The organism is Bradyrhizobium sp. USDA 4353 (genome assembly GCF_054063215.1).
On the sequence record NZ_JBSSGB010000001.1, the window covers coordinates 4,209,461 to 4,234,731 of the forward strand.

The 25,271-nt window shown below is 66.5% G+C and carries 20 protein-coding genes; 14 read left to right on the forward strand and 6 right to left on the reverse strand.

Going from position 1 to position 25,271, the window contains the following annotated elements; genetic code table 11:
• Nucleotides 1-6 precede the first annotated feature (6 nt).
• The 4 genes from ACVILH_RS18860 to ACVILH_RS18875 form a co-directional block, all read right to left on the reverse strand.
• Nucleotides 7-2,364, reverse strand: a complete 2,358-nt coding sequence (locus ACVILH_RS18860) for a polysaccharide biosynthesis tyrosine autokinase (RefSeq protein WP_456714222.1) — start codon at nucleotides 2,362-2,364, stop codon at nucleotides 7-9.
• 954 nt (nucleotides 2,365-3,318) lie between these two features.
• Entirely contained in the window at nucleotides 3,319-4,344 is a 1,026-nt protein-coding gene (locus tag ACVILH_RS18865; protein WP_456714223.1) for a class II aldolase/adducin family protein, read from the reverse strand.
• A 12-nt stretch (nucleotides 4,345-4,356) separates the two neighbouring features.
• Nucleotides 4,357-5,226 carry a TIGR01459 family HAD-type hydrolase gene (locus ACVILH_RS18870; protein ID WP_456714224.1) on the reverse strand — a complete coding sequence of 290 codons (870 nt, stop codon included), beginning with the start codon at nucleotides 5,224-5,226 and terminating at the stop codon, nucleotides 4,357-4,359.
• Complete coding sequence (locus tag ACVILH_RS18875; RefSeq protein WP_456714225.1) at nucleotides 5,223-6,497, reverse strand: FGGY-family carbohydrate kinase; 1,275 nt, start codon at nucleotides 6,495-6,497, stop codon at nucleotides 5,223-5,225. The genes ACVILH_RS18870 and ACVILH_RS18875 overlap by 4 nt, the downstream gene beginning before the upstream one ends.
• A 181-nt stretch (nucleotides 6,498-6,678) precedes the next feature.
• Between ACVILH_RS18875 and ACVILH_RS18880 the strand changes: the two genes are divergently transcribed.
• From ACVILH_RS18880 to ACVILH_RS18925, 10 genes are all read left to right on the forward strand, one after another.
• Complete coding sequence (locus ACVILH_RS18880; RefSeq protein ID WP_456714226.1) at nucleotides 6,679-7,668, forward strand: sugar-binding transcriptional regulator; 990 nt, start codon at nucleotides 6,679-6,681, stop codon at nucleotides 7,666-7,668.
• A gap of 36 nt (nucleotides 7,669-7,704) precedes the next feature.
• Entirely contained in the window at nucleotides 7,705-9,144 is a 1,440-nt protein-coding gene (locus ACVILH_RS18885; protein ID WP_456714227.1) for an extracellular solute-binding protein, read from the forward strand.
• A gap of 98 nt (nucleotides 9,145-9,242) precedes the next feature.
• The gene (locus ACVILH_RS18890; protein WP_374940875.1) at nucleotides 9,243-10,175 is read left to right on the forward strand and encodes a carbohydrate ABC transporter permease; all 933 of its coding nucleotides are present in this window, start codon (nucleotides 9,243-9,245) and stop codon (nucleotides 10,173-10,175) included.
• A 12-nt stretch (nucleotides 10,176-10,187) separates the two neighbouring features.
• Nucleotides 10,188-11,045: a carbohydrate ABC transporter permease gene (locus tag ACVILH_RS18895; RefSeq protein ID WP_456714228.1), complete on the forward strand. Its 858-nt coding sequence runs from the start codon at nucleotides 10,188-10,190 to the stop codon at nucleotides 11,043-11,045.
• A gap of 6 nt (nucleotides 11,046-11,051) precedes the next feature.
• On the forward strand, nucleotides 11,052-12,155 hold the full coding sequence (locus ACVILH_RS18900) for an ABC transporter ATP-binding protein (RefSeq protein WP_456714229.1): 1,104 nt from the start codon (nucleotides 11,052-11,054) through the stop codon (nucleotides 12,153-12,155).
• 30 nt (nucleotides 12,156-12,185) lie between these two features.
• Nucleotides 12,186-13,295 (forward strand): ABC transporter ATP-binding protein, encoded by a 1,110-nt coding sequence (locus tag ACVILH_RS18905; RefSeq protein ID WP_456717024.1) that lies wholly within the window; start codon nucleotides 12,186-12,188, stop codon nucleotides 13,293-13,295.
• 2 nt (nucleotides 13,296-13,297) lie between these two features.
• Nucleotides 13,298-14,878, forward strand: coding sequence for an FGGY family carbohydrate kinase (locus ACVILH_RS18910; protein ID WP_456714230.1), 1,581 nt, complete (start codon nucleotides 13,298-13,300; stop codon nucleotides 14,876-14,878).
• Nucleotides 14,871-15,911 (forward strand): 2-hydroxyacid dehydrogenase, encoded by a 1,041-nt coding sequence (locus tag ACVILH_RS18915; RefSeq protein WP_456714231.1) that lies wholly within the window; start codon nucleotides 14,871-14,873, stop codon nucleotides 15,909-15,911. Before ACVILH_RS18910 ends, ACVILH_RS18915 begins: the two co-directional genes overlap by 8 nt.
• Nucleotides 15,912-15,926: 15 nt before the next feature.
• Nucleotides 15,927-16,715: a class II aldolase/adducin family protein gene (locus tag ACVILH_RS18920; RefSeq protein WP_456714232.1), complete on the forward strand. Its 789-nt coding sequence runs from the start codon at nucleotides 15,927-15,929 to the stop codon at nucleotides 16,713-16,715.
• Nucleotides 16,712-18,220, forward strand: a complete 1,509-nt coding sequence (locus ACVILH_RS18925; RefSeq protein ID WP_456714233.1) for a glycerol-3-phosphate dehydrogenase — start codon at nucleotides 16,712-16,714, stop codon at nucleotides 18,218-18,220. The genes ACVILH_RS18920 and ACVILH_RS18925 overlap by 4 nt, the downstream gene beginning before the upstream one ends.
• Nucleotides 18,221-18,268: 48 nt before the next feature.
• Here ACVILH_RS18925 and ACVILH_RS18930 read toward each other — a convergent pair whose 3' ends face one another.
• Together ACVILH_RS18930 and ACVILH_RS18935 are read right to left on the reverse strand one after the other, a co-directional pair.
• Complete coding sequence (locus ACVILH_RS18930) at nucleotides 18,269-19,543, reverse strand: NAD(P)/FAD-dependent oxidoreductase (RefSeq protein ID WP_456714234.1); 1,275 nt, start codon at nucleotides 19,541-19,543, stop codon at nucleotides 18,269-18,271.
• A 14-nt stretch (nucleotides 19,544-19,557) separates the two neighbouring features.
• On the reverse strand, nucleotides 19,558-20,226 hold the full coding sequence (locus ACVILH_RS18935) for a haloacid dehalogenase type II (RefSeq protein WP_456714235.1): 669 nt from the start codon (nucleotides 20,224-20,226) through the stop codon (nucleotides 19,558-19,560).
• Between the two features lie 167 nt (nucleotides 20,227-20,393).
• Between ACVILH_RS18935 and ACVILH_RS18940 the strand changes: the two genes are divergently transcribed.
• The 4 genes from ACVILH_RS18940 to ACVILH_RS18955 all read left to right on the forward strand — a co-directional run bounded on the left by ACVILH_RS18940 (nucleotide 20,394) and on the right by ACVILH_RS18955 (nucleotide 25,197).
• Nucleotides 20,394-21,260: a GNAT family N-acetyltransferase gene (locus tag ACVILH_RS18940; RefSeq protein WP_456714236.1), complete on the forward strand. Its 867-nt coding sequence runs from the start codon at nucleotides 20,394-20,396 to the stop codon at nucleotides 21,258-21,260.
• 13 nt (nucleotides 21,261-21,273) lie between these two features.
• A complete protein-coding gene (locus ACVILH_RS18945) occupies nucleotides 21,274-22,650 on the forward strand; it encodes an aminotransferase class III-fold pyridoxal phosphate-dependent enzyme (protein WP_456714237.1) in 1,377 nt (458 codons plus the stop codon).
• 169 nt (nucleotides 22,651-22,819) lie between these two features.
• Nucleotides 22,820-23,539 carry an HAD-IA family hydrolase gene (locus tag ACVILH_RS18950; protein ID WP_456714238.1) on the forward strand — a complete coding sequence of 240 codons (720 nt, stop codon included), beginning with the start codon at nucleotides 22,820-22,822 and terminating at the stop codon, nucleotides 23,537-23,539.
• Nucleotides 23,540-23,589: 50 nt separating this feature from the next.
• Complete coding sequence (locus tag ACVILH_RS18955) at nucleotides 23,590-25,197, forward strand: ABC transporter substrate-binding protein (protein WP_456714239.1); 1,608 nt, start codon at nucleotides 23,590-23,592, stop codon at nucleotides 25,195-25,197.
• Nucleotides 25,198-25,271 lie beyond the last annotated feature (74 nt).

Genomic DNA, 25,271 nt, shown 5'->3' on the forward strand with positions numbered 1-25,271 from the left:
CGCCATCTACTCCGCCATGACGCTCCCGTAGCGGGCATAGTATTTGTGATTGTAGTAGTCGCCGAAGTGATTGGCGTAACGCTTCAGCGCCTTCATGTCGGTCTTGTTGAGCACCACGCCGAGCAGCGCGTCGTAGACGTTCGGCGCCGTGTTCAGCGCATGCTCGACCACATCGGCCGGCGTCCGTCCCCATTCCACTACGAGGACGAAGCTGTCGAGCAGCCCGGATATGGCGCGGGCGTCGACCACGGGCGCAAGCGGCGGCAGATCGACAATGACGTAGTCGTAGGCGTCCCGCAGCTGCTCGAACAGCCTGCGCATCTGCTCGTTGGCGAGAATGTCGCTGCTGCCGCTCGCTGCGCCCTTGGCCGGAAGGAACTGCAACCGCGTCACCGGATCGGTCCACAGCGCGTCCTCGAGCGGACGCGCGCCGGTCACGACGTCGACGATGCCGGTGCAGGCATTGGGGGCCAGCATGGCGGACAATGAGGGATTCCTGAGGTCGCAATCGACGACGATGACCCGCTTGCCCGAGCTGGCGAACAATTGGGCGAGCGAGGCGGCAATCACGGACTTGCCCTCGTCGGGCAGCGCCGAGGTGAGGCCGAAGACCTTGCGCGAGCTGCGGCTCGGATCCTGCTCGATGGCGACCTTCAGCGAGCGGATCGATTCCGCGAAGCGCGAGGACGGCATGGCAGAGGCCGCCCAGCAGGTCCCCGGACCGCGCGCCACCAGTCGCTGGCCGTCCTCCGCCGGCGTCGTATCCGGCAGCTTGAGAGCCGCTTCTCTGGTGACCCTGTCGACGTCAGCAAGGTTGAGCAGAGGCACGACCGAAAGACAGGGCAGGCGCAGCCGATCTTCGACCTGATTGGTCGTGCGGAAGCTGCGATCCCTGAACTCCCGCAGCAGCCCGAGGCCGCCGCCGAAAGCGAGGCCGCCGAGCAGACCGATGCCCAGCAGCACGATCGACTTCGGCTTGCTCTTCTTCTTGGGCGGCGTCGCGGCCGAAATGACCCGCGCCTTGGTGATCGGAAACGAGCCCTGCTGGACCGAGCCCATGTAGCGCTGCAGGAAGGTGTCGTAGAGGGCGCGATATCCCTTGGCGCTGGTCTCGAGCTCCCGGATGCTGACCTCGGCCGCCTGGGTGTCCTGCGAGCGTGCCACGGCCTGCGCGAGCTGCTTTTCGATCTCCTGCTGCTGCTGCTTGGCCTCCGCATAATCGTGCCTGGCAACGTCGGCGAGGCGCCGCACCTCGTCGTGGATCGCCTGGCGGATGCTCTTCATCGTGGCGCGGATGTTGATGACGGCCTGATGATCATTGCCGAACTTGGCGGCGTACTCGTATTCCCGCTTCGCATTGTCGAGATATTGCTGACGCAGGCTGTTGATGATCTGCGTGCTGTTCGAATTGCTGAGCGACAGGCCGTCGGGCGGATTGAGATTGCCGCTCAGCTCGGCCGGAGAGAAGTCCGAGACCGAAGCAAAGCTGTCGATCGGCTTGTCGGAATTGCTGGCCGCCAGCATCTCGTCGAACCGGTTGAGCCTGGTCATCAGCGAGGCTGCGTGCGTCCGGGCCGCGACCAGGCGATTGGTCAGCTCGGTGACCTGCTGCTGGTCGATGAAGCGGCCGTCGGCCGAGATGATGTTGTGCCGGCTCTTCAGCTCGTTCACGGCGCGTTCGGCCGCGGTGGCGTCGTTGCCGAGATCCTGCAGGCGCTCGTGCAGCCAGGCGGTGACGGTCCGGTGCTCGTTCGCCTCCGCCTTCAGCTGCTGGTCGAAATACTCCTTGACGATGGCGTTGGCGATCATCGCGGCGCGCTGCGGATCGCTCGCGCTGTAGTCGACCTCGACGACGGTGCTGGTGCCGATCCTGAATGCGTTCATGCGGCGCTGGAATTCGTCGAGCAGATCGTCCATCGACGGCGTGGCCGGCTCCGGCGCCGCGCCGGACAGCCGGCGAATGGCATCCACGGCGCCATGCAGCGGGCTCGCCCTGCCGCTGTAGTCGGGATCATCGGCGAGGTTCAGCTTGGTGATGACGGCGGTTGCGATCGACTTCGATTTCAGGATCTCGATCTGGGATTCCATGTCGAGCGGCGGCTCGTCCTGCGCCGGCTGCGGCTGCAGGACCGGCGGCTTGGCGCTGCCGAGCATGATCTTCACATCCGCCGAAAAGGTCGGCGGGATCATTTTCAGGACGGCGAAGCTGGCGGCGAGCGACGCCGCGGCGGTGATCGCGATCACCAGATAGCGCCGGCGCAGGAAGCCCAGCGCGAGGTCGAACGGGCCGGGACCGGCGCGCTCCCAGCCCTGGTCCTGCTGGGATGTGAAGGCCACCGTGCTTGCGTTAGGGTTGTGCAGCATGTTCGTGAAGCTTCATCAGTTGCGCTTCGGAGGTCGGAGCCGTCCGGGGGCCTGCCAAAACAAGGATTTGATTGTCTGAGACTTTAAATGATCGGTCGGGCGCGTGATTTAATTTATATTAAATCCAATTTTGCCCAGCAAGTGGCGTTTTAAAATTAAATAACGTGTGTGACGGGAGCGTGAGGCGCGGGCTGATGCGGGTTGGGCCGCACTGGCGGGCGTTCATCGGGGTGCGCCGGACCATCCGGCCGGCTAAGCAAATTGATCCGTCTGATCTCGTGATTGCTCCGCTGAGCCCGGGCAGGGCATGCGCTGCGGACGCGTTGCGCCGGCGACACGAGACTGCGGTCTCGCGGCGCCGTTGCGTCCGAGCTGTCCAGGTCGTTCCGCCCTTTAAGTAGAGGGCGCAGGGAATGCCGGGCGCTGGCCGCACCCATGGCCCGCCTGCAGAAAGAAAAGCAGGCGGCAGTCACCACAGGTTCAGCCGAGACATCCCGGCATTCCCCGCGCGATGGTTTAGCGGCTTATACGTCGTCTCCCCGGGGACCGGCTGTCTTGCCCCCGTCACCCGCGCAACGCGAAAGCGTTGTCGCGAACTTGGCCTCGGCGTCGGGAGACCGGGACCCTACGATTTCGCCGGCGCGCCAAGCTCGTTCGTCCGCATGACTCATCGTCACGCTGCGAGCCGACACGCCCACCGCATCCCACCCCGCGCGTCGTGACGATCGCGATGCGCCCTCTTGGCGAGGCGGGACGAAGGCATACAAGCATGATTTCCGAAAAAAGGAAATAGGATAATTTTTCGCAGATGGACTGGACAGTGGTGATGTCGTTGAGACGACGGTGGAAATAAGCTCGTCCGCGCAGCCGATTTATCCTCGGTGGCCTCTGTAATTGCGGCGCCTGCGGCCATTTCGGCTCGTCAGAGCGCGCTGCGAACGATGCCGCACGGCGCTATTGGCGGCTCGCAGTCAATTGCTGCCGGTAGCGCTCGGCGTCCCAGTTCAGCAGCATCTGTTCGTGCTGCGAGGAGAGATAGCTGATCTCGGCCGAGAGCGGCAGGCGGCTGGTGACGAGCGCAAGGCAGCTCAGCATCGCCTCGGCCCCAGGGCTGGCGTCGCTGCGGATGATCGCGCCGAGGCCCGGCACGAGCGCTGCGACCGGGGCGGGCAGCTGGCTTGCCTGTGTTCGCGCGAGCAGGGTGGCGAGGCCGTCGGCGCCCTCGATCGTCGGCAGGCCGGGGCCGAGGAAGACGACGTGATCCGGATACAGCGAGCCGCCGGTCGCGAGGGCGCGGCTGTAGGGATCGGTGGCGATGCCGTGGCTGTCGGCATCCTGCGGCAGCCGATAATCGGTGCAGCTGCAGAGACGGCGCAATGCCTCTTCGTCAGCCGCGGGCGTGGTGCGCACCGGCAGTGCCAGCCTGGTCTCCACGTCGTGCACCAGCGCCTCGGCCTGGTCGCAAGTGTCGGCGCCGACGACGAGGCCATGATTGCCGAGGATCAGCACGTCGACGCGCGCTTGCGCCACGATCGCGCTGACCGCGCGCGCCAGCGGCAGGCCGGGATGACAATAGTCGAGATGCCGCCAGGCGCGGCCGTCGAGCCGTTCCGCGAATTCGTCGCGCGCATCCCGGCGCGCGGCCCAGGCGATGGTGTTGACGGCATGGACATGCAGCACGACCCGGTGCGGCAGCAGCGCATGCAGCGAGGTCTCGATCGAGGCGCGCAACGGACCCGGCGCGGCGAGCGGGATGCGCTCGTCATCGCCGGCGAGCGCCGCGCGCGCGGCCGGCAGCAGCACCGGGACGAAGATGTCCTTGTCATCGGCATCCGACAGCCAGGTGCCGGACGCCTTCACCCATAGGACATCGTCGTGCTTGATCGAGGAGTTGCCGCCGGCGCCCTGCACCAGCAGCATGTTGCGGCCGACGCGCGCCGACATCCGGCGCAGCGCACTGAGCTCATCGGCTTCGCGCATCGTCCGTCTCCTTCACCAGCTTAGCTGTTGCATCGTCCAATTCGGCATGCGGCTCGTGGACGCCGCGAGCTTTCGCGTGGCCGCGGCCAGGTCAGGTGCTCCAGCAAGCGCGGTGCGATGCACGCCATCGGCGAGCAGCAGGCTCTGCAGGCCCATGGCGCGCGCGCCGGCGACGTCATGATCGAGCGAGTCGCCGATCATCAGCACGCGCCGTGGATCGGGATGGCCGAGCTGCTCCAGCGCCGCCTCGAAGATCGGGGCATGCGGCTTGCCGACGAAGGTCACCGCGCCGCCGAGCCATTCATAAGCGCGCGCCAGCGTGCCGGGGGCAGGGACGAGGCCGCTCGCACCGAACATCATCAAATCTGGATTGGCGCAGATCATCGGCAGGCCGCGCGCGGCCGCCTGCGCGAAGGGCTCCCGCCAGAGATCGGGCTCGGCCAGATCGTCATCGAGGCCGCCGAGCAGGATGAAATCGGCTTCTCTGACGTCGTCGACCGTCACGATGTCGAGGTCCTCGATCAAGGAGCGGTCGCCGCCGCGGCTGATCAGGAAGCAGGTGTCGCCGCAATCCGTGAACGGCGCGCGCGTCCGGTCGCGCAGTCCGGCCCAGGTGACCTCGCCCGAGGTGAGAATGCCGTCATAGGCGGCGCGGGAAATCCCGAGGCGCGTCAGCCGCTCGGCATTCGCGCGTGCCCGCTTGCCGGAGTTCGACAGCACCAGGATCGGCTTGCGAGCCCGCTTCAATTTGGCGAGGCAGTCCAGCGCTGCGGGGAACACCGTGCGGCCATCATGCAAGGTGCCCCATTGGTCGAGCAGCACGTGATCGAACCGGTCGGCGATGGCGGACAGGCCGCTGATCTCGCATGCGGCGGCGGTCATCGCGGCGGCCCCTGCAAGGCGAGCAGCGCGGTGCCGTAGCTCGCTTCGGTCTGCGTGGCGACGCTGACGGGCACGCCGATGATCCGCTCGCGGATCCTGCTCCAGGACGCGTTTTTCGCGCCGCCGCCGATGCTGATCACCCGCCGCAGGGAAGGGGCGCCGAGCGCCTGAAGTCGCTGATAGGCCAGCGCCTCGACGCCGGTGATGCCTTCGAGCAGCGCCTGGAAGAAGCGGTGATCCTCAGCCGGCCGCGGTGTCACGCGTGGCGCGAGAGTGGGATCGGCGATCGGGAAACGCTCGCCAGGCTTCGGCAATGGATAGTAGTCGAGGCCGGTCGGCTCGTCGGGGCGCAGCAGCGGGGTCATGCGATCCATGTCGTCGGTCGAGAAATGCGCCAGCAGCGCGCCGCCGCCGGAATTCGAGGCGCCGCCGGCGAGCCATTTGTCGCCGAGCCGGTGCGAATACACGCCCTGGTCGGCGGCGAAGATCGGCTGCGTCGCGACCACCTTCAGCACCAGCGTGGTGCCGAGCGAGGTCACGGCATCGCCCGGCGTGTCGGCTCCGGTCGCGATGAAGGCGGCGACGCCGTCGGTGGTGCCGGCGACGATGCGCGCTGACGACGCGATGCCGAGCGCGCGCGCCATCGCGGGATCGATGTCCGCGAACTGTATGCCGGGCACAAGAACGGTCGGCAGCGCCTCGCGCGGCACGCCGAGCTGATCGAGCCAATCCGGCCAGCGGCGCTGCACCGGATCGTAGCCGAGCTTGAGCGCGTTGTTCTCGTCGCTGATGCCGTGACGGCCGGCGAGCCGCCCTGCGATCCAGTCGGCCTGATGCGCGACGCGGACCGCGCCTGAGGTCGACGCCAAGAGATGCATCAGCTTGGCAAGCGGGCTGCTGGTGCCATGCGCCCCGCTTTCGGGCGGCGCGACCGCGGCGATCCGCTTGGCCTCATCAGTCGCGCGTGCATCGTTGTACATCAGACCAAGCGAGCAGGGGCGTCCATCGGCATCGATCAGCAGCAGCGTGCCCGACGTGCCGTCGACGGCGATGCGGGCCACGCTGTGGAGATCCACCAGCGCGCCGAGCCTGCCCAGGGCCGCGACCGTCGCCTGCCACCACAATTCGGCATCCTGCTCGATGCCCGCGCCAATCTGACGCGGCGGCGGCAGCGGCACCGCAGCCGCGCCATGGACCGTGCCGCAATGATCGATGGCGCAGGCGCGCACGCCGCTCGTTCCGACGTCGATGCCGACAAACAACTCCCTCATGCGACCTCTTCTCGTTGTGACCAGGCGAGCATGCCGAGGCTCGCCTGAGCCGTCGCGCCCTGACGCACCGCAGCACGTTTTCGGGATTGACGGCCGGATCGGCGTCTGCAATTTTTTGCAAGACGTGAAGAAATTTGCAAGCAGGCAATCGCGCGTGACGACAGCTTCCGACAGAGCGCCCATGGTGGACGGCGAGGCCTCGCTGGCGACGCGCGCCGCGTGGCTGTATTTCGCGGCCGGGCTGACGCAGTCGGAGGTCGCCGACCGGCTCAACATCCAGAGCACCAAGGCGCATCGGCTGATCGCGCGCGCCAGCCGCGAGGGCATGATCCGCGTCTTCGTCGAGGGCCCGGTCGCCGAATGCGTCGCGCTGGAGAATGCGCTCGCAGATCGCTATGGCCTCGACTTCTGCCGCGTCGCGCCTGACCTCGGCGAGGGCGACCTGCCGCTGAAGGCGCTGGCGCTGGAGGGCGCGAGCTTCCTGCGCCAGGTGCTGGAGCGCGGCGACGACAAGATCATCGGCGTCGGCCATGGCCGCACGCTCGCGGCCGTGGTGGCGCAATTGCCGCAGACGCCGGCGCGTGACGTGCAGTTCGTCTCGCTGCTCGGCGGCCTGACGCGCAAATTTGCTGCCAATCCGTTCGACGTCATCCATCGGCTCGCCGAGCGCACCGGCGCGGAAGCTTATCTCTTGCCGGTGCCGGTGTTCGCCAACTCCGTCGCCGACCGGCGCGTGCTGATGCAGCAGTTCGGCATCGCCGATGTGTTCGCGCTGGCGCAGCAGGCCTCGCTGCTGTTCGTCGGCATCGGGCAGATCCACGCCGACGGATTCCTGGTGTCGAGCGGCATGATCAAGCCGGACGAGGTCGTCGAGCTGAAGCGCGCCGGCGCCTGCGCCGATCTGCTCGGCCACTTCTTCAATGCCCAGGGCGAGCTGCTCGATCTCGATCTCTCCGCGCGGGCCACCTCGATGGCGGCTGATGATTTGAAGAAGCACCGCATCGTCGCCATCGGCGGCGGCGAGGCGAAGATCACGGCCCTGCGCGCGGTGCTGCGCAGCGGCTTCCTGAACGGCCTCATCATCGATGAGGTGACCGCTCAGGCACTATCTACCGACAAGCCGGAGAAAACATCCGGTGTTCTTAAAAACAAAAGTCGGAAGGGCAGGTAACGCAACTACGTTTTACAAAAACAAAGGGAGGGTTGAATGTACGATCGTGAGAAGAATCTCTTTGCGTCCTATGCCGGCAAGCGCATCAGCCGGCGTGATCTGCTCGACGGTGCCGCCAAGCTCGGCATCGCCGGCGCCGCCGCCAATGCCGGCTTTGCGTCGGCGATGTCGCAGGCGATGGCCGCGGACTTCAACTGGAAGGCCCAGAGCGGCAAGACCGTCAAGCTGCTGCTCAACAAGCATCCTTACGTCGATGCGATGATCGGCGACATCGAGGCGTTCAAGAGCCTCACCGGCATGAACGTCACCTACGACATCTTCCCGGAGGACGTCTATTTCGACAAGGTCACGGCGGCGCTGTCGTCGAAGTCGGATCAGTACGACGCGTTCATGACCGGCGCCTACATGACCTGGACCTATGGTCCGGCCGGCTGGATCGAGGACCTCAACACCTACATCAAGGACCCCGCCAAGACCAACCCGGCCTTCGCCTGGGACGACGTGCTGCCCGGCCTGCGCTCCTCGACCGCCTGGGACGGCGTCGCCGGCTCCGAGCTCGGCTCCGGCAAGGCCAAGCAGTGGTGCATTCCGTGGGGCTACGAGCTCAACAACATCACCTATAACCGCAACATCTTCAGCAAGGTCGGCGTCAAGCCGCCGACCAATCTCGATGAGATGCTGGAGGTCGCGGCCAAGATCACCAAGGATGCCGGCGGTCCCTACGGAGTCGGCGTGCGCGGCTCGCGCTCCTGGGCCACGATCCATCCGGGCTTCCTCTCGGCCTACGCGAATTTCGGCCAGAAGGATTTTGTGATGGAGGGCGGCAAGCTCAAGGCCGCGATGAACACCAAGGCCTCGAAGGACTTCCACGAGAAATGGGTCAAGATGATCCAGGGCTCGGGTCCGAAGAACTGGTCGACCTATACGTGGTATCAGGTCGGCACCGATCTCGGTGCCGGCGCCTCCGGCATGATCTTCGACGCCGACATTCTCGGCTACTTCATGAACGGCGGCGAGAACAAGGAGCGCGGCAATCTCGGCTACGCGCCGTTCGCGGCCAATCCGGCCGCCAAGGCGCCGACGCCGAACGTCTGGATCTGGTCGCTGGCGATGTCGAGCTTCTCCAAGCAGAAGGACGCCGCCTGGCTGTTCATGCAGTGGGCAGCCTCGGTCGAGCACGATCTGTTCGGCGCGCGCAAGATGGACTTCGTCAATCCCGTCCGCACCTCCGTGTGGAAGGACAGCGAGTTCCGCGACCGCATCGCCAAATCCTATCCGGGCTATCTCGAGCAGCACGACCTCTCGGCGCCCGGCGCGAAGATCTACTTCACGGCGCAGCCGCTGTTCTTCGACCTCACCACGGAGTGGGCGGCGTCGCTGCAGAAGATGGTGGCCAAGGAGATCAGCGTTGACGAGGGCCTCGACAAGTTGGCCGAGAGCATCAACCGTCAGCTGAAGCAGGCCGGCCTCGGCTGAGGTCGCGCTGCATCTCCTATGACCACCCGTCGGTCCGGACGCTCCCCACAAGCGTCCGGACCGGCCCCATCCTCCGCGACGATGTGATCACGCCTGTCATGAGCATGGCCCAACTAGTCGAGACCGAGGCGGCGCCGCGCCGCGCGAAACGCTGGAGCGGGCGGCTGCTGCCGTATCTCCTGAGCCTGCCGGCGCTGCTGGTGTGCATCGCCATCCTGGTGCCGTTCGTCACCGCCGCGGTCTATTCGCTGCAGCGCTACCGGCTCAATCTGCCGTATCTGCGCGGCTTCATCGGCGTCGACAACTACATCGATTTCCTGTCTGATCCCGCGTTCTGGAACACGCTGCGGATCTCGCTGGTCTATACCGCGGTGACTGTCATCGCCGAGCTGCTGCTCGGTCTCGGCATCGCGCTGTTGCTGCGGCGGCCGACGCGTTTCCATAATGCGGTCTCGATCATGCTGCTGCTGCCGCTGATGACGGCGCCGGCGATCGCCGCCTTGATGTGGAAGCTGATGACCAATCCGAGCTTCGGCATCCTGTCCTATCTGGTCGGCCTGCTCGGCGCGCCCGACTTCAAATGGGCCTCCGATCCGTCGACCGCGCTGTTCACGGTCGTGCTGGTCGACGTCTGGGTCTACACGCCCTTCATCATGATCCTGCTGCTGGCGGGGCTGCGCTCGCTGCCGCGGCAGCCGTTCGAGGCGGCGGCGCTCGACGGCGTGCCGGCGAGCTTCGTGTTCTTCCGCATCACCCTGCCGATGCTCGCGCCCTACATCATCACCGCGTCGCTGTTCCGGCTGCTCGACTCCATTCAGCAGTTCGACATCGTTTATGCGATGACGCAAGGCGGGCCCGGCGACCGGCTGATGGTGTTCCAGGTGCAGGCCTATCTGGAGTTCTTCCAGTACACCAATGTCGGACGCTCGGCGGCGTTGCTGATGATCCTGTGGCTGATCACCAACATCCTGTCGAACATCTTCATCAAGAACTGGCTGCGGCTGCGCGAACGCGCCCACGGCCACGCCTGAAGGAGGCTGCTGATGGATCACTCCAGTCTCACGGGGCGCATCTTCCGCGGCATCGCGCTGGCGCTCGTGCTCGTGTTCTTCATGTTTCCGATCGTCTGGATCCTCCTGATGTCGTTCCAGACCAACGAGCAGATCCTGCGCATTCCGCCGCGCATCCTGTTCGAGCCGACGCTTGCCAATTACGAGGCGCTGATCTCGGGCCAGCTCAAGACCGCCGCCGGCAACCTGCAGATATCGTTCATGCGCAACCTCATGAACAGCTTCGTGCTGTCGAGCGCGTCCGTGATCCTGGCGTTGCTGCTCGGCGTGCCCGCAGCCTATGCCTTCGCGCGGTTCAAGTTCCGGCTCGGCGAGACCATCGCCTTCACGCTGCTGTCGTTCCGCTTCGCGCCGCCGCTTCTGGTCCTGCTGCCGCTGTCGCTCTACTACCAGCAGCTCGGCCTCAACGACACCTATTTCGGCATCGTCTGGGTCTATCAGCTGATCGCGCTGCCGCTGATCCTGTGGATCGTGCGCGGCTATTTCGAGGACATCAGCCCGGATATCGAGCACGCCTACCGGCTGGCGGGGCATTCCTGGCGCGAGGCGTTCACGCGCATCGCCGTGCCGCTCGCCGGTCCCGGCATTGCGGCGGCAGGCCTGCTGTCCTTCATCTTCTGCTGGAACAATTTCGTCTTTGCGCTGATCCTGGCGTCGGCCGACAAGCAGCCGGTGACGGTCGGTGCGCTCGCCTTCGTCACCGCGTCCGGCATCCAATACGGCCAGATCGCCGCGGCGATCGTGCTGTCGGTGACGCCGACCCTGCTGCTCGCGCTCTACGCGCAGCGCTATCTGGTCGAAGGCCTCTCGCTCGGTGCAGTCAAGGGTTGAAGAAGCATGGCGCGTCTCGAACTCAAATCCGTCGACAAGGGCTTTGGCGCCGCGACCTGCGCCAAGGGCGTGTCGCTCGCGGTCGAGCCCGGCGAGATCGTGGCTGTGTTCGGCCCGTCCGGCAGCGGCAAGACCGTGCTGCTGCGGATGATCGCCGGCATGTTCGAGCCTGACGCGGGCGACATCCTGGTCGGCGGGCGGTCGATCGTCGATGCGCCGCCGGAGCAGCGCGGCATCGGCATGGCGTTCCAGAACTTTGCGCTGTTCCCGCACATGACCGCGCGCGACAACATCGCCAGCGGCCTGCGCGCGAGCGGAGCTGCCGACGTGACGGCGAAGGTGGCGGCGATGAGCCGGCTCTTGAAGATCGAGCACGTGCTCGGCCACAAGCCGCGCGAATTGTCGAACGGGCAGAAGCAGCGCACGGCGCTGGCGCGGGCGCTGATCGGCAATCCCGAGGTGCTGCTGCTCGACGATCCCCTGCGCAACGTCGACGCCAAGCTGCGCTATGAGATGCGGCTGGAGTTGCCGAGCCTGCTGCGGCGCGGCTCGGCCGCGGTGCTGTATGTGACGCAGGACTACCGCGAGGCGATGGCGATCGCCGATCGCATCGCCGTGCTGATCAATGGCCGTCTGGTGCAGGTGGCGCGGCCGGAGGACATCTATGCGCGGCCAGCCTCGGTCGCGGTGGCCCGGCTGTTCGGCGATCCCAGCATCAATCTGTCGGAGGTCACGCCGGTGGCCGGGCAGGGCGGCCTGATGGCCGCCGTTGCCGGCACGCAGGTCCAGCTCGATGCCGATGAGCTGCCATCCGACGCGCGCGAGCGCTGCTGGCTCGGCGTACGGCCCGACGACATCGTGGTGACGCGCCAGGGCGGCGAGAACGCGATCCCCGCCCGGATCGTCGCGGTGACGCCGCTGCATGAGCGTGCGGTGGTGCTGCTGCGTTTCGCCGACGGCGGTGAATGGCTGGCAGCGCTGGCTCCGGAGGCGCTGCAGGCTGAAGCCGACGAGGATGTGTACGTGCGGTTCGCGCCTGATGCGGCGCTGCTGTTCGATCACGCGACGGGCGAGCGCATCGGCCTGCCGTCGCGACGGCAGGCGGCGTGAGGATCTGAACCTTAAGAGTTTGACATGGGCATGCTCGAAATCCGCAACGTCGACAAGGTCTATCACACCAGGGGCAAGCCTGAGGTCCATGCCGTGCGCGCGCTCGACATGGACATCCGGTCGGGCGAGATCGTCGCGCTGCTCGGCTCCTCCGGCTGCGGCAAGACCTCGACCTTGCGCATGATCGCCGGCTTCGAGAGCGTGAGCTCCGGCTCGATCGCGCTGGCGCAGCGGCCGATCCACGATCTGCCGCCGGCGAAGCGCCGCGTGGCGATGGCGTTCGAGGGCTACTCGCTGTATCCGCCGCTGACGGTGCGCGAGAACATCGCCTTCGCGCTGAAGGCGCAGCAATTGTCGCGGGCCGAGATCGCGCAGCGCGTCGACGACATCGCGCGCCTGGTCGAGATCGAGGACATCCTCGATCATCATCCGCGCGCGCTGTCCGGCGGCCAGCAGCAGCGCGTCTCGCTGGCGCGCGCGCTGGTGCGCGACGCCGATCTCTATCTGCTGGACGAGCCGATGGGCCAGCTCGAGCCGCAGCTCCGCGCGGTGCTGCGCGGCCGCATCAAGGGCCTGCTGGCGGAGCGCGGGATGACCGCGATCTTCGTGACCCATGATCAGACCGAGGCCAGCGCGCTCGCCGACCGCATCGCGGTCATGGAGGACGGCGTCTTGCAGCAATTCGCTGGGGAGCGCGAGCTGAAAAACCGTCCGGCCAATCTGTTCGTCGCGAGCTTCATCGGCGAGCCGCCGATGAATTTGCTGGAGACCACCGTGGCGCAGGAGGAGGGCGGCTTCCGTCTGTCTGCCGCCTCCGACGTCTCCTTCCACATCTCCCGACAGACGCTGGATGTTTCCGCGCAGCAGGCGCTTGTGCAGGCCGATCGCATCAAGGTCGGCATCCGGCCGCAGCGGATCGCAATCGGCAGCGGTGAGGCGCGGCTGCGCATCGTCTCCAACCAATGGCTCGGCGATCAGGCGCATATTGCAGGCGAGTGCGCCGGTCATCTGCTGGTCGCCGTCACCTCCAGCAAGGTGGCCGCGCGACCGGGCGATGTCGTGCCCTGCGCATTGGAGTCGCGCCATCTCCACATCTTCGGTCGCGACGGCGTCTGCGTCCGCCATGCGGAGGCGCGCTGAGCATGGCGTCATCGGCGACCCGCGATGTGATCATCGGCATCGACGCCGGCACGTCGGTGATCAAGGCAGTCGCGTTCGCGCGGAATGGTCGCCAGCTCGGCGACTTCGCGATTCCCAACAGCTATACGGCGCTGCCGGGCGGCCGCGTCGAGCAGGACCTGGATCGGACCTGGAGCGACACCGTCGCGGCCCTGCGCGGGCTCGGCGCCGCGCTGCCCGATCTGGCGAGCCGCGTCGCCGCGATCGCGGTGACCGGGCAGGGCGATGGCACGTGGCTGATCGATGCCGACGGCGAGCCGGTCGCGCCCGCTCTGCTGTGGCTCGACTCGCGTGCGGCGGGCTTCGTCGAGTCCTTTCGATCAGGTGAGCGCAACGCGGCGCATTATCAGCGGACGGGATCGGGGCTCAACGCCTGCCAGCAGGGCCCGCAGCTCGCCTGGCTGCAGGCGCATGCCGCCGCGATCCTGGACCGCGCCAGCACGGTGTTCCACTGCAAGGACTGGCTCTACTTCCAACTCACCGGGGCGCGCGCCACCGATCCGTCGGAGGCGGCGTTCTCCTGCGGCGATTTTCGCAGGCGCTGCTTCGACGGTGAGGCCGCCGATCTGATCGGCATTTCCGCGTCGGCGCGGCTGTTTCCTGATGTCGTCGACGGCGTCGTCACGACACATCCGCTGTCGCAGATGGCGGCGGCGGAGACGGGCCTGCCCGCGGGCGTGCCGGTGTCGCTCGGCTATGTCGACGTGATCTGCAACGCACTCGGCGGCGGGCTATATGATCCCAGCCCCGATGTCGGCTGCACCATCATCGGCTCGACCGGCATGCACATGCGGCTGGCGCGCTCGGCCGACGCGGTCAAGCTCAATGCCGAGGCCACCGGCTATACGATGCCGTTCCCGGTGCCGGGTCACTATGCGCAGATGCAGTCGACCATGGCCGCGACCTTGAACATCGACTGGCTGCTCGACGTCGCCCGCGGCGTGCTCGCGATGGAGGGCATCGCGCGGTCGCGCAACGACCTGATCCGGCGCCTGGATGAGCGCGTGCTCGCCGCGAAAGCGGGCGAGCTGCTGTACCATCCTTTCATTTCAGACGCGGGCGAGCGCGGTCCCTTCGTGTCGCACGAGGCGTCGGCGCAACTAATCGGCCTGCGCACGCGACATGGCTATTGGGATCTGATGCGCGCAGTGATGGAGGGGCTAGCCTTCGCCGCGCGCGACTGCTACGCGGCGATGGGACCGCTGCCGACCGAGATCCGTCTGACCGGCGGCGCGGCGCGGAGCCGCGCGCTCGGCGCCATCCTTGGTGCTGCGCTCGGCAGCACGATCAGGGTCTGCCGCCGCGAGGAGGCCGGCGCATCGGGCGCGGCCATGATCGCAGCGGTCGCGACCGGACTTTATTCCAACATGATGGACTGCGCGGAGGAGTGGGTGAGGCCCTATTTGGACGAGCCGCAAGCGCCTGACATGGCGCTGGCCGAACGCTATGAGCAGTTGTTTCCGGCCTATGTCGATGCGCGCCTCGCGGCGCGGCCGGTGTGGAAGCAGCTCGCACCCCAGCGCACGGGGGCCAATCATGTCTAGGTCCATCGCCATCATCGGCGACCGCTTCATGCTGCCGTCGGTGTTCGCCGAACGGATCACCGCGACCTGCGGCGACGGTCTCGACATCCGCACGCTCGAGCAGCCCTGGCCGGATGAGCCGATGGAGCACGGCTATGCCGGCTCCAAGCTCGATGGCCTGAAGGAGTTCATGGGTGATCCCGACGAGCTCGCGGCCTTCATCGGCGAGGCGCCGCTCTTGGTGACGCATCTCGCGCCGATCTCGCGGGCGATGCTGCAGCGGCTGCCCCGTCTGAAATTCATCGCGGTGTCGCGCGGCGGCCCGGTGAATGTCGACATGCAGGCGGCGCGTGATCACGGCGTGCTCGTGGTCAATACGCCGGGACGTAACGCCAGCGCGGTGGCCGAATTCACCATCGGCGCGATGCTTGCGGAGACGCGGCTGATCCGGAGCGGTCACGAGTCGCTGCGCGGCGGCGACTGGCGCGGCGATCTCTATCGCGCCGACCGGACGGGACGCGAGCTGGGCGAGATGACGGTGGGCATCGTCGGCTATGGTGCGATCGGCACCCGCGTGGTGAAGCTGCTCAAGGCGTTCGGCTGCAAGATCCTGGTCACCGACCCCTACGTGCAGCTCAGCGCCCAGGATCGCAATGACGGCGTCGAGCACGTCGCGCTCGGCGAGTTGCTGGCGCGCGCCGATGTGATCAGCCTGCATGCCCGCGTCACCGCGGAGACCACCGGCTTCATCGATCGCGACGCGCTGGAACAGATCAAGCCGGGCGCGATCTTGATCAACACGGCGCGCGGGCCGCTGGTCGACTATCAGGCGCTCTATGATGCGCTCAGCTCGCAACGGCTGGCCGGCGCAATGCTCGACACGTTTGCGGTCGAGCCGGTGCCGCCGGACTGGCCGCTGTTGCAGCTTCCCAATGTCACCCTGACGCCGCACATCGCCGGCGCCTCGGTGCGTACCGTCACCTTTGCCGCCGACCAGGCGGCCGAAGAGGTTCGCCGCTATCTTGCCGGCGAGCCGCCGCTCAATCCCTGCTGACGAAAGGTTTTTGCAATGAATCGCGAGGAACGACAGATCCGCGAGAACATCATCGCCAAGTGCCGGTGGATGAATGCGTCGGGTCTAAACCAGGGCACGTCGGGCAACATCTCCGCCCGCTATAAGGACCGCATGCTGATCACCCCGTCGGCGACGCCCTACGATTCGATGAAGCCGGAGATGATCGCCTCGATGCCGCTCGAGGGGGAGTACGGCTCGTGGGAGGGGCCGCTGAAGCCCTCGACCGAATGGCGCTTTCATCTGGACATCATGCGCGGACGCCCGGATGTCGGCGGCGTCGTGCACACGCATTCGACCTACGCGACAGTGCTGGCGATCGCGCGCAAGTCGATCCCGGCCTGCCACTACATGATGGCGGCGTTCGGCGGCATGGACATCCGCTGCGCCGGCTACGCGCGCTTCGGCACGGCTGAATTGTCCGAGCTGGCGCTGGAGGCGCTGGAGGGCCGCAATGGCTGCCTGCTGGCCAATCACGGCATGATCGCGGTCGGCGCCAATCTCGACAAGGCGATGTGGCTGGCGGTCGAGCTCGAGACCATCGCCAAGCAATATTATCTGTCGCTCGCGCTAGGCCAGCCGCACATCCTGGGTGACGCCGAGATCGCCGAGACCGCGCAGGGGTTCTCGACCTACGGTCTGCAGGACCCCAAGGCGAATATGAAGGCTAGCAAGAAGGCCAAGCCGGTCAAGAAGGCTGCAAAGACGCCGGCCAAGGCGGCAACCCGGACGCGCGCGGCAGCCGCCGGACGCAAGCTCGAGACGAAGCACAGCGGCAAGCGATGAACGCGCCGGTCTCACGCAGCGGATCCGATTACGGTGTGTTGGACCTCGCCGTGATCGGCGGCGGCATCAATGGCGCTGGTATCGCCCGTGATGCCGCCGGCCGCGGCCTGAAGGTGCTGCTGTGCGAGAAGGATGATTTCGCGCAAGGCACCTCATCGCGCTCGGGCAAGCTGATCCATGGCGGCCTGCGCTATCTCGAATACTACGAGTTTCGCCTGGTGCGCGAGGCACTGATCGAGCGTGAGGTGCTGCTGGCCTCGGCCCCGCACATCATCTGGCCGATGCGCTTCGTGCTGCCGCATTCGCCGGAGCAGCGCCCGGCCTGGCTGGTGCGCACTGGGCTGTTCCTCTACGATCATCTCGGCGGCCGCAAGCAATTGCCGGCGAGCCGCAATGTCGACCTCGCGCATGAGCCGGAAGGCGCGCCGTTGCGCCCGGAGTTTCGGCGCGGCTTCGAATATTCGGACTGCTGGGTGGACGATGCCCGGCTGGTGATCCTCAACCTCGTCGATGCCGCGCGCAAGGGCGCCGTCATTCTGCCGCGCACTCGCGCGGTGAGCGCGCGCCGCGAGGGCGATTGCTGGCGGCTGGAGATGCGCTCCGAGAGCGGCGAGTTGCGCACCGTTCGCGCCAAGGCGCTGGTGAATGCCGCAGGTCCCTGGGTGCAGGACGTCGTGCAGGGCGTCGCCGGCTTCAACTCGGCGCACAATGTGCGGCTGGTGAAGGGCAGCCACTTAGTGGTGCCGAAATTCTGGAGCGGATCGCAGGCCTATCTGCTGCAGAACACCGATCGGCGCGTCATCTTCGTCAACCCCTATGAGAATGATCTGGCGCTGATCGGCACCACCGACATCGTGCATGACGGTCGCGCCGAGGATGTCGCGATCGACGGCGGCGAGATCGACTATCTTCTGGCTGTGCTCGATCGCTACTTCCGCGCAGCACCGGGCAAGGCGGACATCCTCCACGCCTTCTCCGGCGTGCGGCCGCTCTACGACGACAACGCCGATAATCCCTCGGCCGTGACACGGGACTACGTGTTCGAGGTGCACGGCACGGCGGAGCAGCCGCCGCTGCTGTCGATCTTCGGCGGCAAGATCACGACCTTTCGCAAGCTCGCCGAGCACGCGCTGGAGCGGCTCGGTCCATGGTTTCCGCAGATGGGACCGGCCTGGACAGCCGGCGCCTGTCTGCCGGGCGGCGATCTCGGCGGTTCGTTCGAGCAGTTTCTCGACGATCTTGCCGCAGAGTATCAGGCCTTGCCGCGCGAGGCGGTGGCGCATTATGCGCGGCTCTATGGGAGCTGCGCGCGCGACCTGCTCGGGCCGGCGCGCACGCGCGACGATCTCGGCCGTCATTTCGGCGGCACGTTCTATGAGCGCGAGCTCGCTTACCTGCGCGAGCGGGAATGGGCACAGACGGCGGCCGACGTGCTGGACCGGCGCACCAAGCACGGGCTGCATCTCAGCCGCGCCGAGCGCGCGGCCTTCGAGGCGCAGCTCTGATTGCTTATAGACCGTGTGTTGGCTGAACGAGCGGCTCTCCGGGACGTCTCAGCGGATCCAGTCCAAGGTCTTGTAGTACGCGCCGACGAAGGGCAGGAACCAGGGTTTGCCGAAATGGCCGGGCACGACCGGCCAGCCGGCCTCCTTCATCGGATTGCGATCGGGCCGGCCGAGCATCGCATCGGCCATGATCATGCCGAGATGGGTCGAGAGCTGCGCGCCGTGTCCGGAATAGCCCATCGCATACCACACGCCGTCCTGGCGGCCGGCACGCGGATAGCGGTCGGCGGTCATGTCGACGAGCCCGCCCCAGCAATAGTCGATGTCGATGCCTTTGAGCTGCGGGAACATCCGCTCCATCGCGTCGCGCAGGATCGCGCCGCTCTTGGCGTCCGACTGCTGATCCGACGTTGCCGAGAAGCGCGCGCGGCCGCCGAAGATCAGGCGGTTGTCCGGTGACAGACGGAAGTAGTTGCCGATGTTCATCGAGTTGACGTAGGTGCGCTGGCCCGGCAGCACCGCAGCCGCCTCGGCCGCTGTCAGCGGGCGGGTCGCGATGATGAAGCTGCCGACGGCGATGATGCGGCGGCGGAAATAGCTGAAGCTCGCCGGCGTATAGGCGCCGGTTGCGAGCAGCACCTGATCGGCACGCACCGTGCCCTTGGCCGTGGTCAGGCGAAAGCCCTTGGCCTCGGGCACCTGCTCGGTGACCGCGGCGTGCTCGACGATGACGGCGCCGCGGCGGGTTGCAGCCGTGGCGAGGCCGGCTGCGAAGCGGCCCATATGCATCATCGCGCTCTTCTTGAACAGCATGCCGCCGTGGAAGGGCGCGCCGATCTCCGCCTGCAAATCTGCCGCCGAGAGCATCGCCGTGTCCGGATCGACCTCGCGGTTGATGGCCTCGAAATTCCGGGCGATCGCATTGAAATGGGCGGGCTTGGACGCCAGCTTGAGCTTGCCGGAGCGGCGGAAGTCGCAGGCGATGTTTTCCTCCGCAATCAGGCGCTCCAGCGTGTCGATCGAGTCGTCGAACGCCTTGTAGAGTGCGATCGCGCGCTCGGCGCCTAGCTCGGCCTTGGCGGCCGGATAGCTGTGCGCCAAGCCGTTGTTGAGATGCCCGCCATTGCGGCCCGATGCGCCCGAGCCGACGGCATCGGCTTCGAGCACGATGACCTTGGCGCCGGCTTTGGCGAGCTGGAGCGCGGCGCCGAGGCCGGTGAAGCCGCCGCCGATCACGGCGACGTCGTAATGCCCCTCCACGGGTCCGGTGTGACCGCCGGGAAAGGCGGCCGCAGTATCGCGCCAGTAGGAGACATATTTCATCGCGGGCACTCTGCTTAGAGACCGAACACGCCGGGCAGCTCGGAGACGTCCTTGATCTCGGTGTAGCCGTAATAGGGATTGGCCGGCTCATGGCCGCGGTTGACCCAGACCTTGCTCTTGATGCCGAGGTCGTGCGCGGTCATCAGGTCATAGCGGAACGAGGAGGAGCAGTGCGTGATATCCTCCGGGCCGCAGCCGAGCATGTCGAACATGTATTCGAAGCCGCGCATCCGCGGCTTGTAGGACTGCGCCTGCTCGGCGGTGAACACGGCATGGAAGGGGGCGCCGAGCTTGACGACGTTGGAGGGGATCTGCACGTTCATGGCGTTGGAGAGAATGACCAGCGGAATCTCCTTGGCCACCTTGGCGAGCCCCGCCGGCACGTCCGGATGCGGTCCCCAGGTCGGCACGCGCTGATAGACCATGTCGGCGTCCTCCGGCTTGAAAGGGATGCCGATCTTGCGGCAGCTGCGCGCCAGCGCATTGCTGACGACCTCGGCATAGGGCTTCCAGGCGCCGAGGACTTCGTCGAGACGGTAGGCCGAGAAGACCTTCACGAACTCGGTCATCGCCGGCTCGGGGAGCGTTGCGCTGTAGAGATCGCGCGCGGCCTCGGCCATCTGGAAATTGGTCAGCGTGCCGTAGCAGTCGAAGGTCACGTATTTCGGGCGAAAGCGGCTCATGGGTCCTCACGTGGGCGATGATCTCGACATCCGATGATAGGCCGGCACGCCAGCATAAGATGCGGCTTTATCCGGTTCTACGGCGGAAGATGTTGTCGGCATCAGCGCCTTCAGACGATTTGCCGGGGGGCGCTCCCCCAGACTCGCGATGCAATGGGAGTGCATGCATGATGTCCAACGCGACGAGCCTGATCGCTTTCAGCAGCGATCACCTGGATGCCGCGACGGGATTGTCGCGACAGGCCCGCTGGCCGCATCGCCGCGAGGACTGGCAGATGGCGCTTGCGCTTAGCCAAGGCTGTGTTGCCGTCAGCGCGGATGCGCGCGTGATCGGGACCGTGCTGATGACGCCCTATGGCCGCGACGCCGGCACGATCAACATGGTCATCGTCGACGAGGCCGAGCGGGGGCAGGGGCTCGGACGGCGCCTGATGCAACGGGCGATGACGCTCGCGGGCGACCGGCGCCTCCAGCTCGTCGCGACCGAGGACGGCCTGCCGCTCTATGAGAAGCTCGGCTTCCACCGGTCGGGCGAGATCGTCCAGCACCAGGGACATCTCGTGCAAGCGGTCGCGCCGTGCGAGGATTTGCGTGTTGCAACCGCGGCGGACGTCGCCGCGATCACCGTGCTGGATGCGGCGGCGTTTGGCGCGGACCGCAGCGCTCTGATTGCACATCTCGTTGTCGTCGGCGACCTCGCGATGCTTGAGCGAGAGGGGCGCTTGGCCGGCTTCGCGGCGCTGCGCCGCTTCGGCCGCGGCCTCGTGATCGGCCCCGTCGTCGCCTCCGGTCTCGACGACGCCAAGGCGCTCGTCGCGCATTTTTTGTCCGGGCGGCAAGGCGAATTCATCCGCGTCGACACCGGCGTCGAGAGCGGCCTTGCGCCGTGGCTGGCAAGCCTTGGCCTCGATCATGTCGGCGGCGGCATCGTGATGCACCGACCCGCTGCAACAGACGCGGCGCGGCCGTCCGCATCAACATTTGCCGCAACATTTGCCTCAACATTTGCCTTGGCCAGCCAGGCGTTCGGCTGAACTGGAGATCATCATGCTCAGCAACTCGCTCATCGAACTCGATCGCGCCCATCTGGTGCACCCCGTCGCATCCTATCGGGGACACGAGGCCTCGGGCGCGCGGGTCCTCGCGTCCGCCAAGGGCGCCGTCGTCACCGACGCCTCCGGCCACCAGCTAGTCGATGGTTTCGCCGGCCTGTGGTGCGTCAATGCCGGCTATGGCCATGACAGCATCGTCGAGGCTGCGGCGCGGCAGATGCGCGAGCTGCCTTATGCCACCGGCTATTTCAGCCTCGCCTCGGAGCCCGCCATTCGTCTTGCCGCAGCGCTGGCCGAGCGTGCGCCGGGCGATCTCAACCATGTCTACTTCACGCTCGGCGGCTCCGACGCCGTCGACAGCACGGTGCGCTTCATCCACTATTATTGGCATGCGAAGGGACAGCAGCAGCGCGACCAGTTCATCACCTTGCAGCAGGGCTATCACGGCTCCTCGACGGTCGGCGCCGGGCTGACCGCGTTGCCCGCCTTCCACGCCAATTTCGGCGTGCCGCTGAGCTGGCAGCACAAGATCCCGTCGCACTACGCGTATCGCAATCCGGCCGGCAGCCATCCAGAGGCGATCATTGCAGCGTCGCTCGCCGCGCTCGAGGCGAAGATCGCCGAGGTGGGCGGTCCGGAGCGGGTGGCGGCATTCTATGCCGAGCCGATCCAGGGCTCCGGCGGTGTGCTGGTGCCGCCCGAGGGTTGGATGAAGGCGATGCGCGAGCGCTGCCGGCAGCACGGCATCCTGTTCGTCGCCGACGAGGTGATCACCGGGTTCGGCCGCACCGGTCCCTTGTTTGCCTGCACTGATGACGACATCGTCCCCGACTTCATGACGGTGGCCAAGGGGCTGACGTCGGGCTATGTGCCGATGGGCGCGGTGCTGATGTCCGATCACGTCTATGGCGTGATCGCCGACGGGGCAGGGATGTCGGCGGTGGGGCACGGCTATACCTATTCGGCGCATCCGGTGAGCGCGGCCGTCGGCCTTGCGGTGCTCGATCTGTATGAAAACGGTTTGCTGGAGAACGGCCGGCGCGCCGGTGCGCGGCTGATGGCCGGTCTGCGTGCGCTGCAGGATCATCCGCTGGTCGGCGAGGTCCGCGGCCGTGGCCTGCTGGCGGCGGTCGAGCTCGTCGTCGACAAGGAGCGGAAGACGCCGCTGCCGGCCGGCGCCGAGCCGGCGCGCCGCATCTTCGACCGCGCCTGGGCGAATGGGCTGGTGATCCGCGCCTTCCCGACGGGGGTGCTCGGCTACGCCCCGCCGCTGTGCTGCACCGATGCCGATATCGATGCCATTATCGAGCGGACCGCGCGGACGCTCGACCAAACCCTGGCCGACCCGGACGTCCGCCAGGCCATGGCGTGAGAGGTCTGGCGTGAAAGCAGGCACGCGCCGCTCGCTGCTTATGCAGCAACGCCGATATGTCGGCGCTTGCTCCTATTCGCAATTTTCTGCCGTCGGGTCCCGGCAATTCGGAAGCTTTCGCCGGAACCCGGCTTCACACTAGGATCGACGACGCGGAAGGCCTCACAGAATGACCCAGCTCGATCTCGCTCAATTCAGGTATCTGACCTTCGACGTGGTCGGCACGTTGATCGACTTCGAAGGCGGAATCGTCTCGAGCCTCGCCGAGATCGCGGCCGATGCGAACCAGGCTGTCGACGGCGAGCAGGCGCTCAGCCTGTACCGCGCCGCACGCTATGCCGCCGATGCCGACCGCTTTCCCGATGATCTCGTCCGCGTCTATGACATCATTGCGCCGCAGCTCGGCCTGCCCCAGCAGACCGCGCTCGGCGAACGCTTCCGTGATTCAGCCGCGCGCTGGAAAGCCTTTCCGGACAGCGCCGCGGCGATGGCCCGTCTCGGCAAGCGCTACAAGCTGATCGCGATGACGAATGCGCGGCGCTGGGCCCTGGATCATTTCGAGCGCGAGCTCGGCTCGCCGTTCTATGCGACCTTCACGGTCGACGACACCGGGACTGAGAAGCCGGATCCTGCCTTCTTCGCCCAGGTGCTCGATTTCGTCGCACGCGACGGCGGCAGCAAGTCCGAGATCCTGCATGTCGCGCAGAGCCAGTATCACGACATCGGCGTCTCCCGTCAGCTCGGCATCACCAATTGCTGGATCGAGCGGCGTCACGACAAGCAGGGCTATGGTGGCACGATCGAGCCGGCCTCGTTCACCCAGCCGGATCTTCATTTCTGCTCGATGGCCGAGCTGGCCGACGCGGTGGACCACGTGTCCGCGACGTGATGCCCGACTGATAAATTCATTCTGCCGGATCGAAACAGGGGACGGATGCAATGAGCGACGAGATCACCAACTGGACTGCCGGGGATGATGGGCTGATCGAGGCGGCGATCCGGCGCGGCGCCTCGCGCCGCGATCTCCTGAAGATGATGCTTGCCAACGGCGTCGCGCTCGCCGCCGGCAGCACCATCCTCGGCCGCGCCGAGCGCGCCTTCGCGGCGAGCCCGAAGAAGGGCGGGGCCATCAAGGCGGCGGGCTGGTCGACCTCGACCGCCGATACGCTGGATCCGGCCAAGGCGTCGCTCTCGACCGACTACGTCCGCTGCTGCTCGTTCTACAACCGGCTCACCACGCTGGATAAGACCGGCGCGGCGCAGATGGAGCTGGCGGAGTCGATCGAGTCCCAGGATGCGCAGACCTGGACCGTGAAGCTGAAGAAGGGCGTCACCTTCCACGATGGCAAGCCGCTGACGGCCGACGACGTCGTGTTCTCGCTGAAGCGGCATCTCGACAAGGCGACTGGCTCCAAGGTGGCCAAGATCGCGGCGCAGATGACCGGCTTCAAGGCGGTCGACAAGACCACCGTCGAGCTCACCCTGGCGAGCGCCAATGCCGATCTGCCGATGATCCTGGCGCTGCATCACTTTATGATCGTCGCCGACGGCACCACCGACTTCTCCAAGGCGAACGGCACCGGCGCCTTCGTTCGCGAGGTCTTCGAGCCGGGCGTGCGCTCCGTCGGCGTGCGCAACAAGAACTATTTCAAGGACGGTCCCTATCTCGACCAGATCGAGTTCATCGCGATCACCGAGGAGAATGCGCGCGTTAATGCGCTGCTCTCCGGCGACATCCAGCTGGCCGCCAACATCAATCCGCGCTCGCTGCGGCTGATCGAGGGCAAGGAGGGGATCGCGCTGTCGAAGTCGACCAGCGGCAACTACACCGATCTCAACATCCGCCTCGACATGGCGCCGGGCAATAAGAAGGACTTCATCGATGGCATGAAGCACCTGGTGAACCGCGAGCAGATCGTCAAATCGGTGCTGCGCGGCTTCGGCGTCGTCGGCAACGACCAGCCGGTGTCGCCGGCCAACTTCTTCCATAATCCCGATCTGAAGCCCAAGCCGTTCGATCCGGACAAGGCGAAAGCGCTGTTCCAGAAGGCCGGCGTGCTCGGCACCTCGATTCCCGTCGTGACCTCGGAAGCCGCGAACGCGGCGATCGAGATGGCCATGGTGATCCAGGCCTCCGCGGCTTCGATCGGCCTCACGCTCGACGTGCAGCGCGTTCCCTCGGACGGCTATTGGGACAATTACTGGCTGAAGGCGCCGGTCCATTTCGGCAACATCAATCCGCGCCCGACGCCGGACATCCTGTTCTCGCTGCTCTACGCCTCCGAGGCGCCGTGGAACGAGAGCCGCTACAAGTCCGAGAAGTTCGACAAGATGATGCTCGAGGCGCGCGGCCTGCTCGACCAGGCCAAGCGCAAGCAGATGTATGCCGAGATGCAGGTGATGATCGCGGAGGAGGCGGGCACCATCATTCCGGCCTACATCTCCAGCATCGATGCTACCTCGTCGAAGCTGAAGGGCTTGGAGCCGAGCCCGCTCGGCGGCATGATGGGGTATGCCTTCGCCGAATATGTCTGGCTCGATTCGTGAATGCCGCGTGATGCGGGCGGCGCCGGTCCTTGAGACCGGCGCCGCGACAACGACCAACATCTTCTGACCAGGCT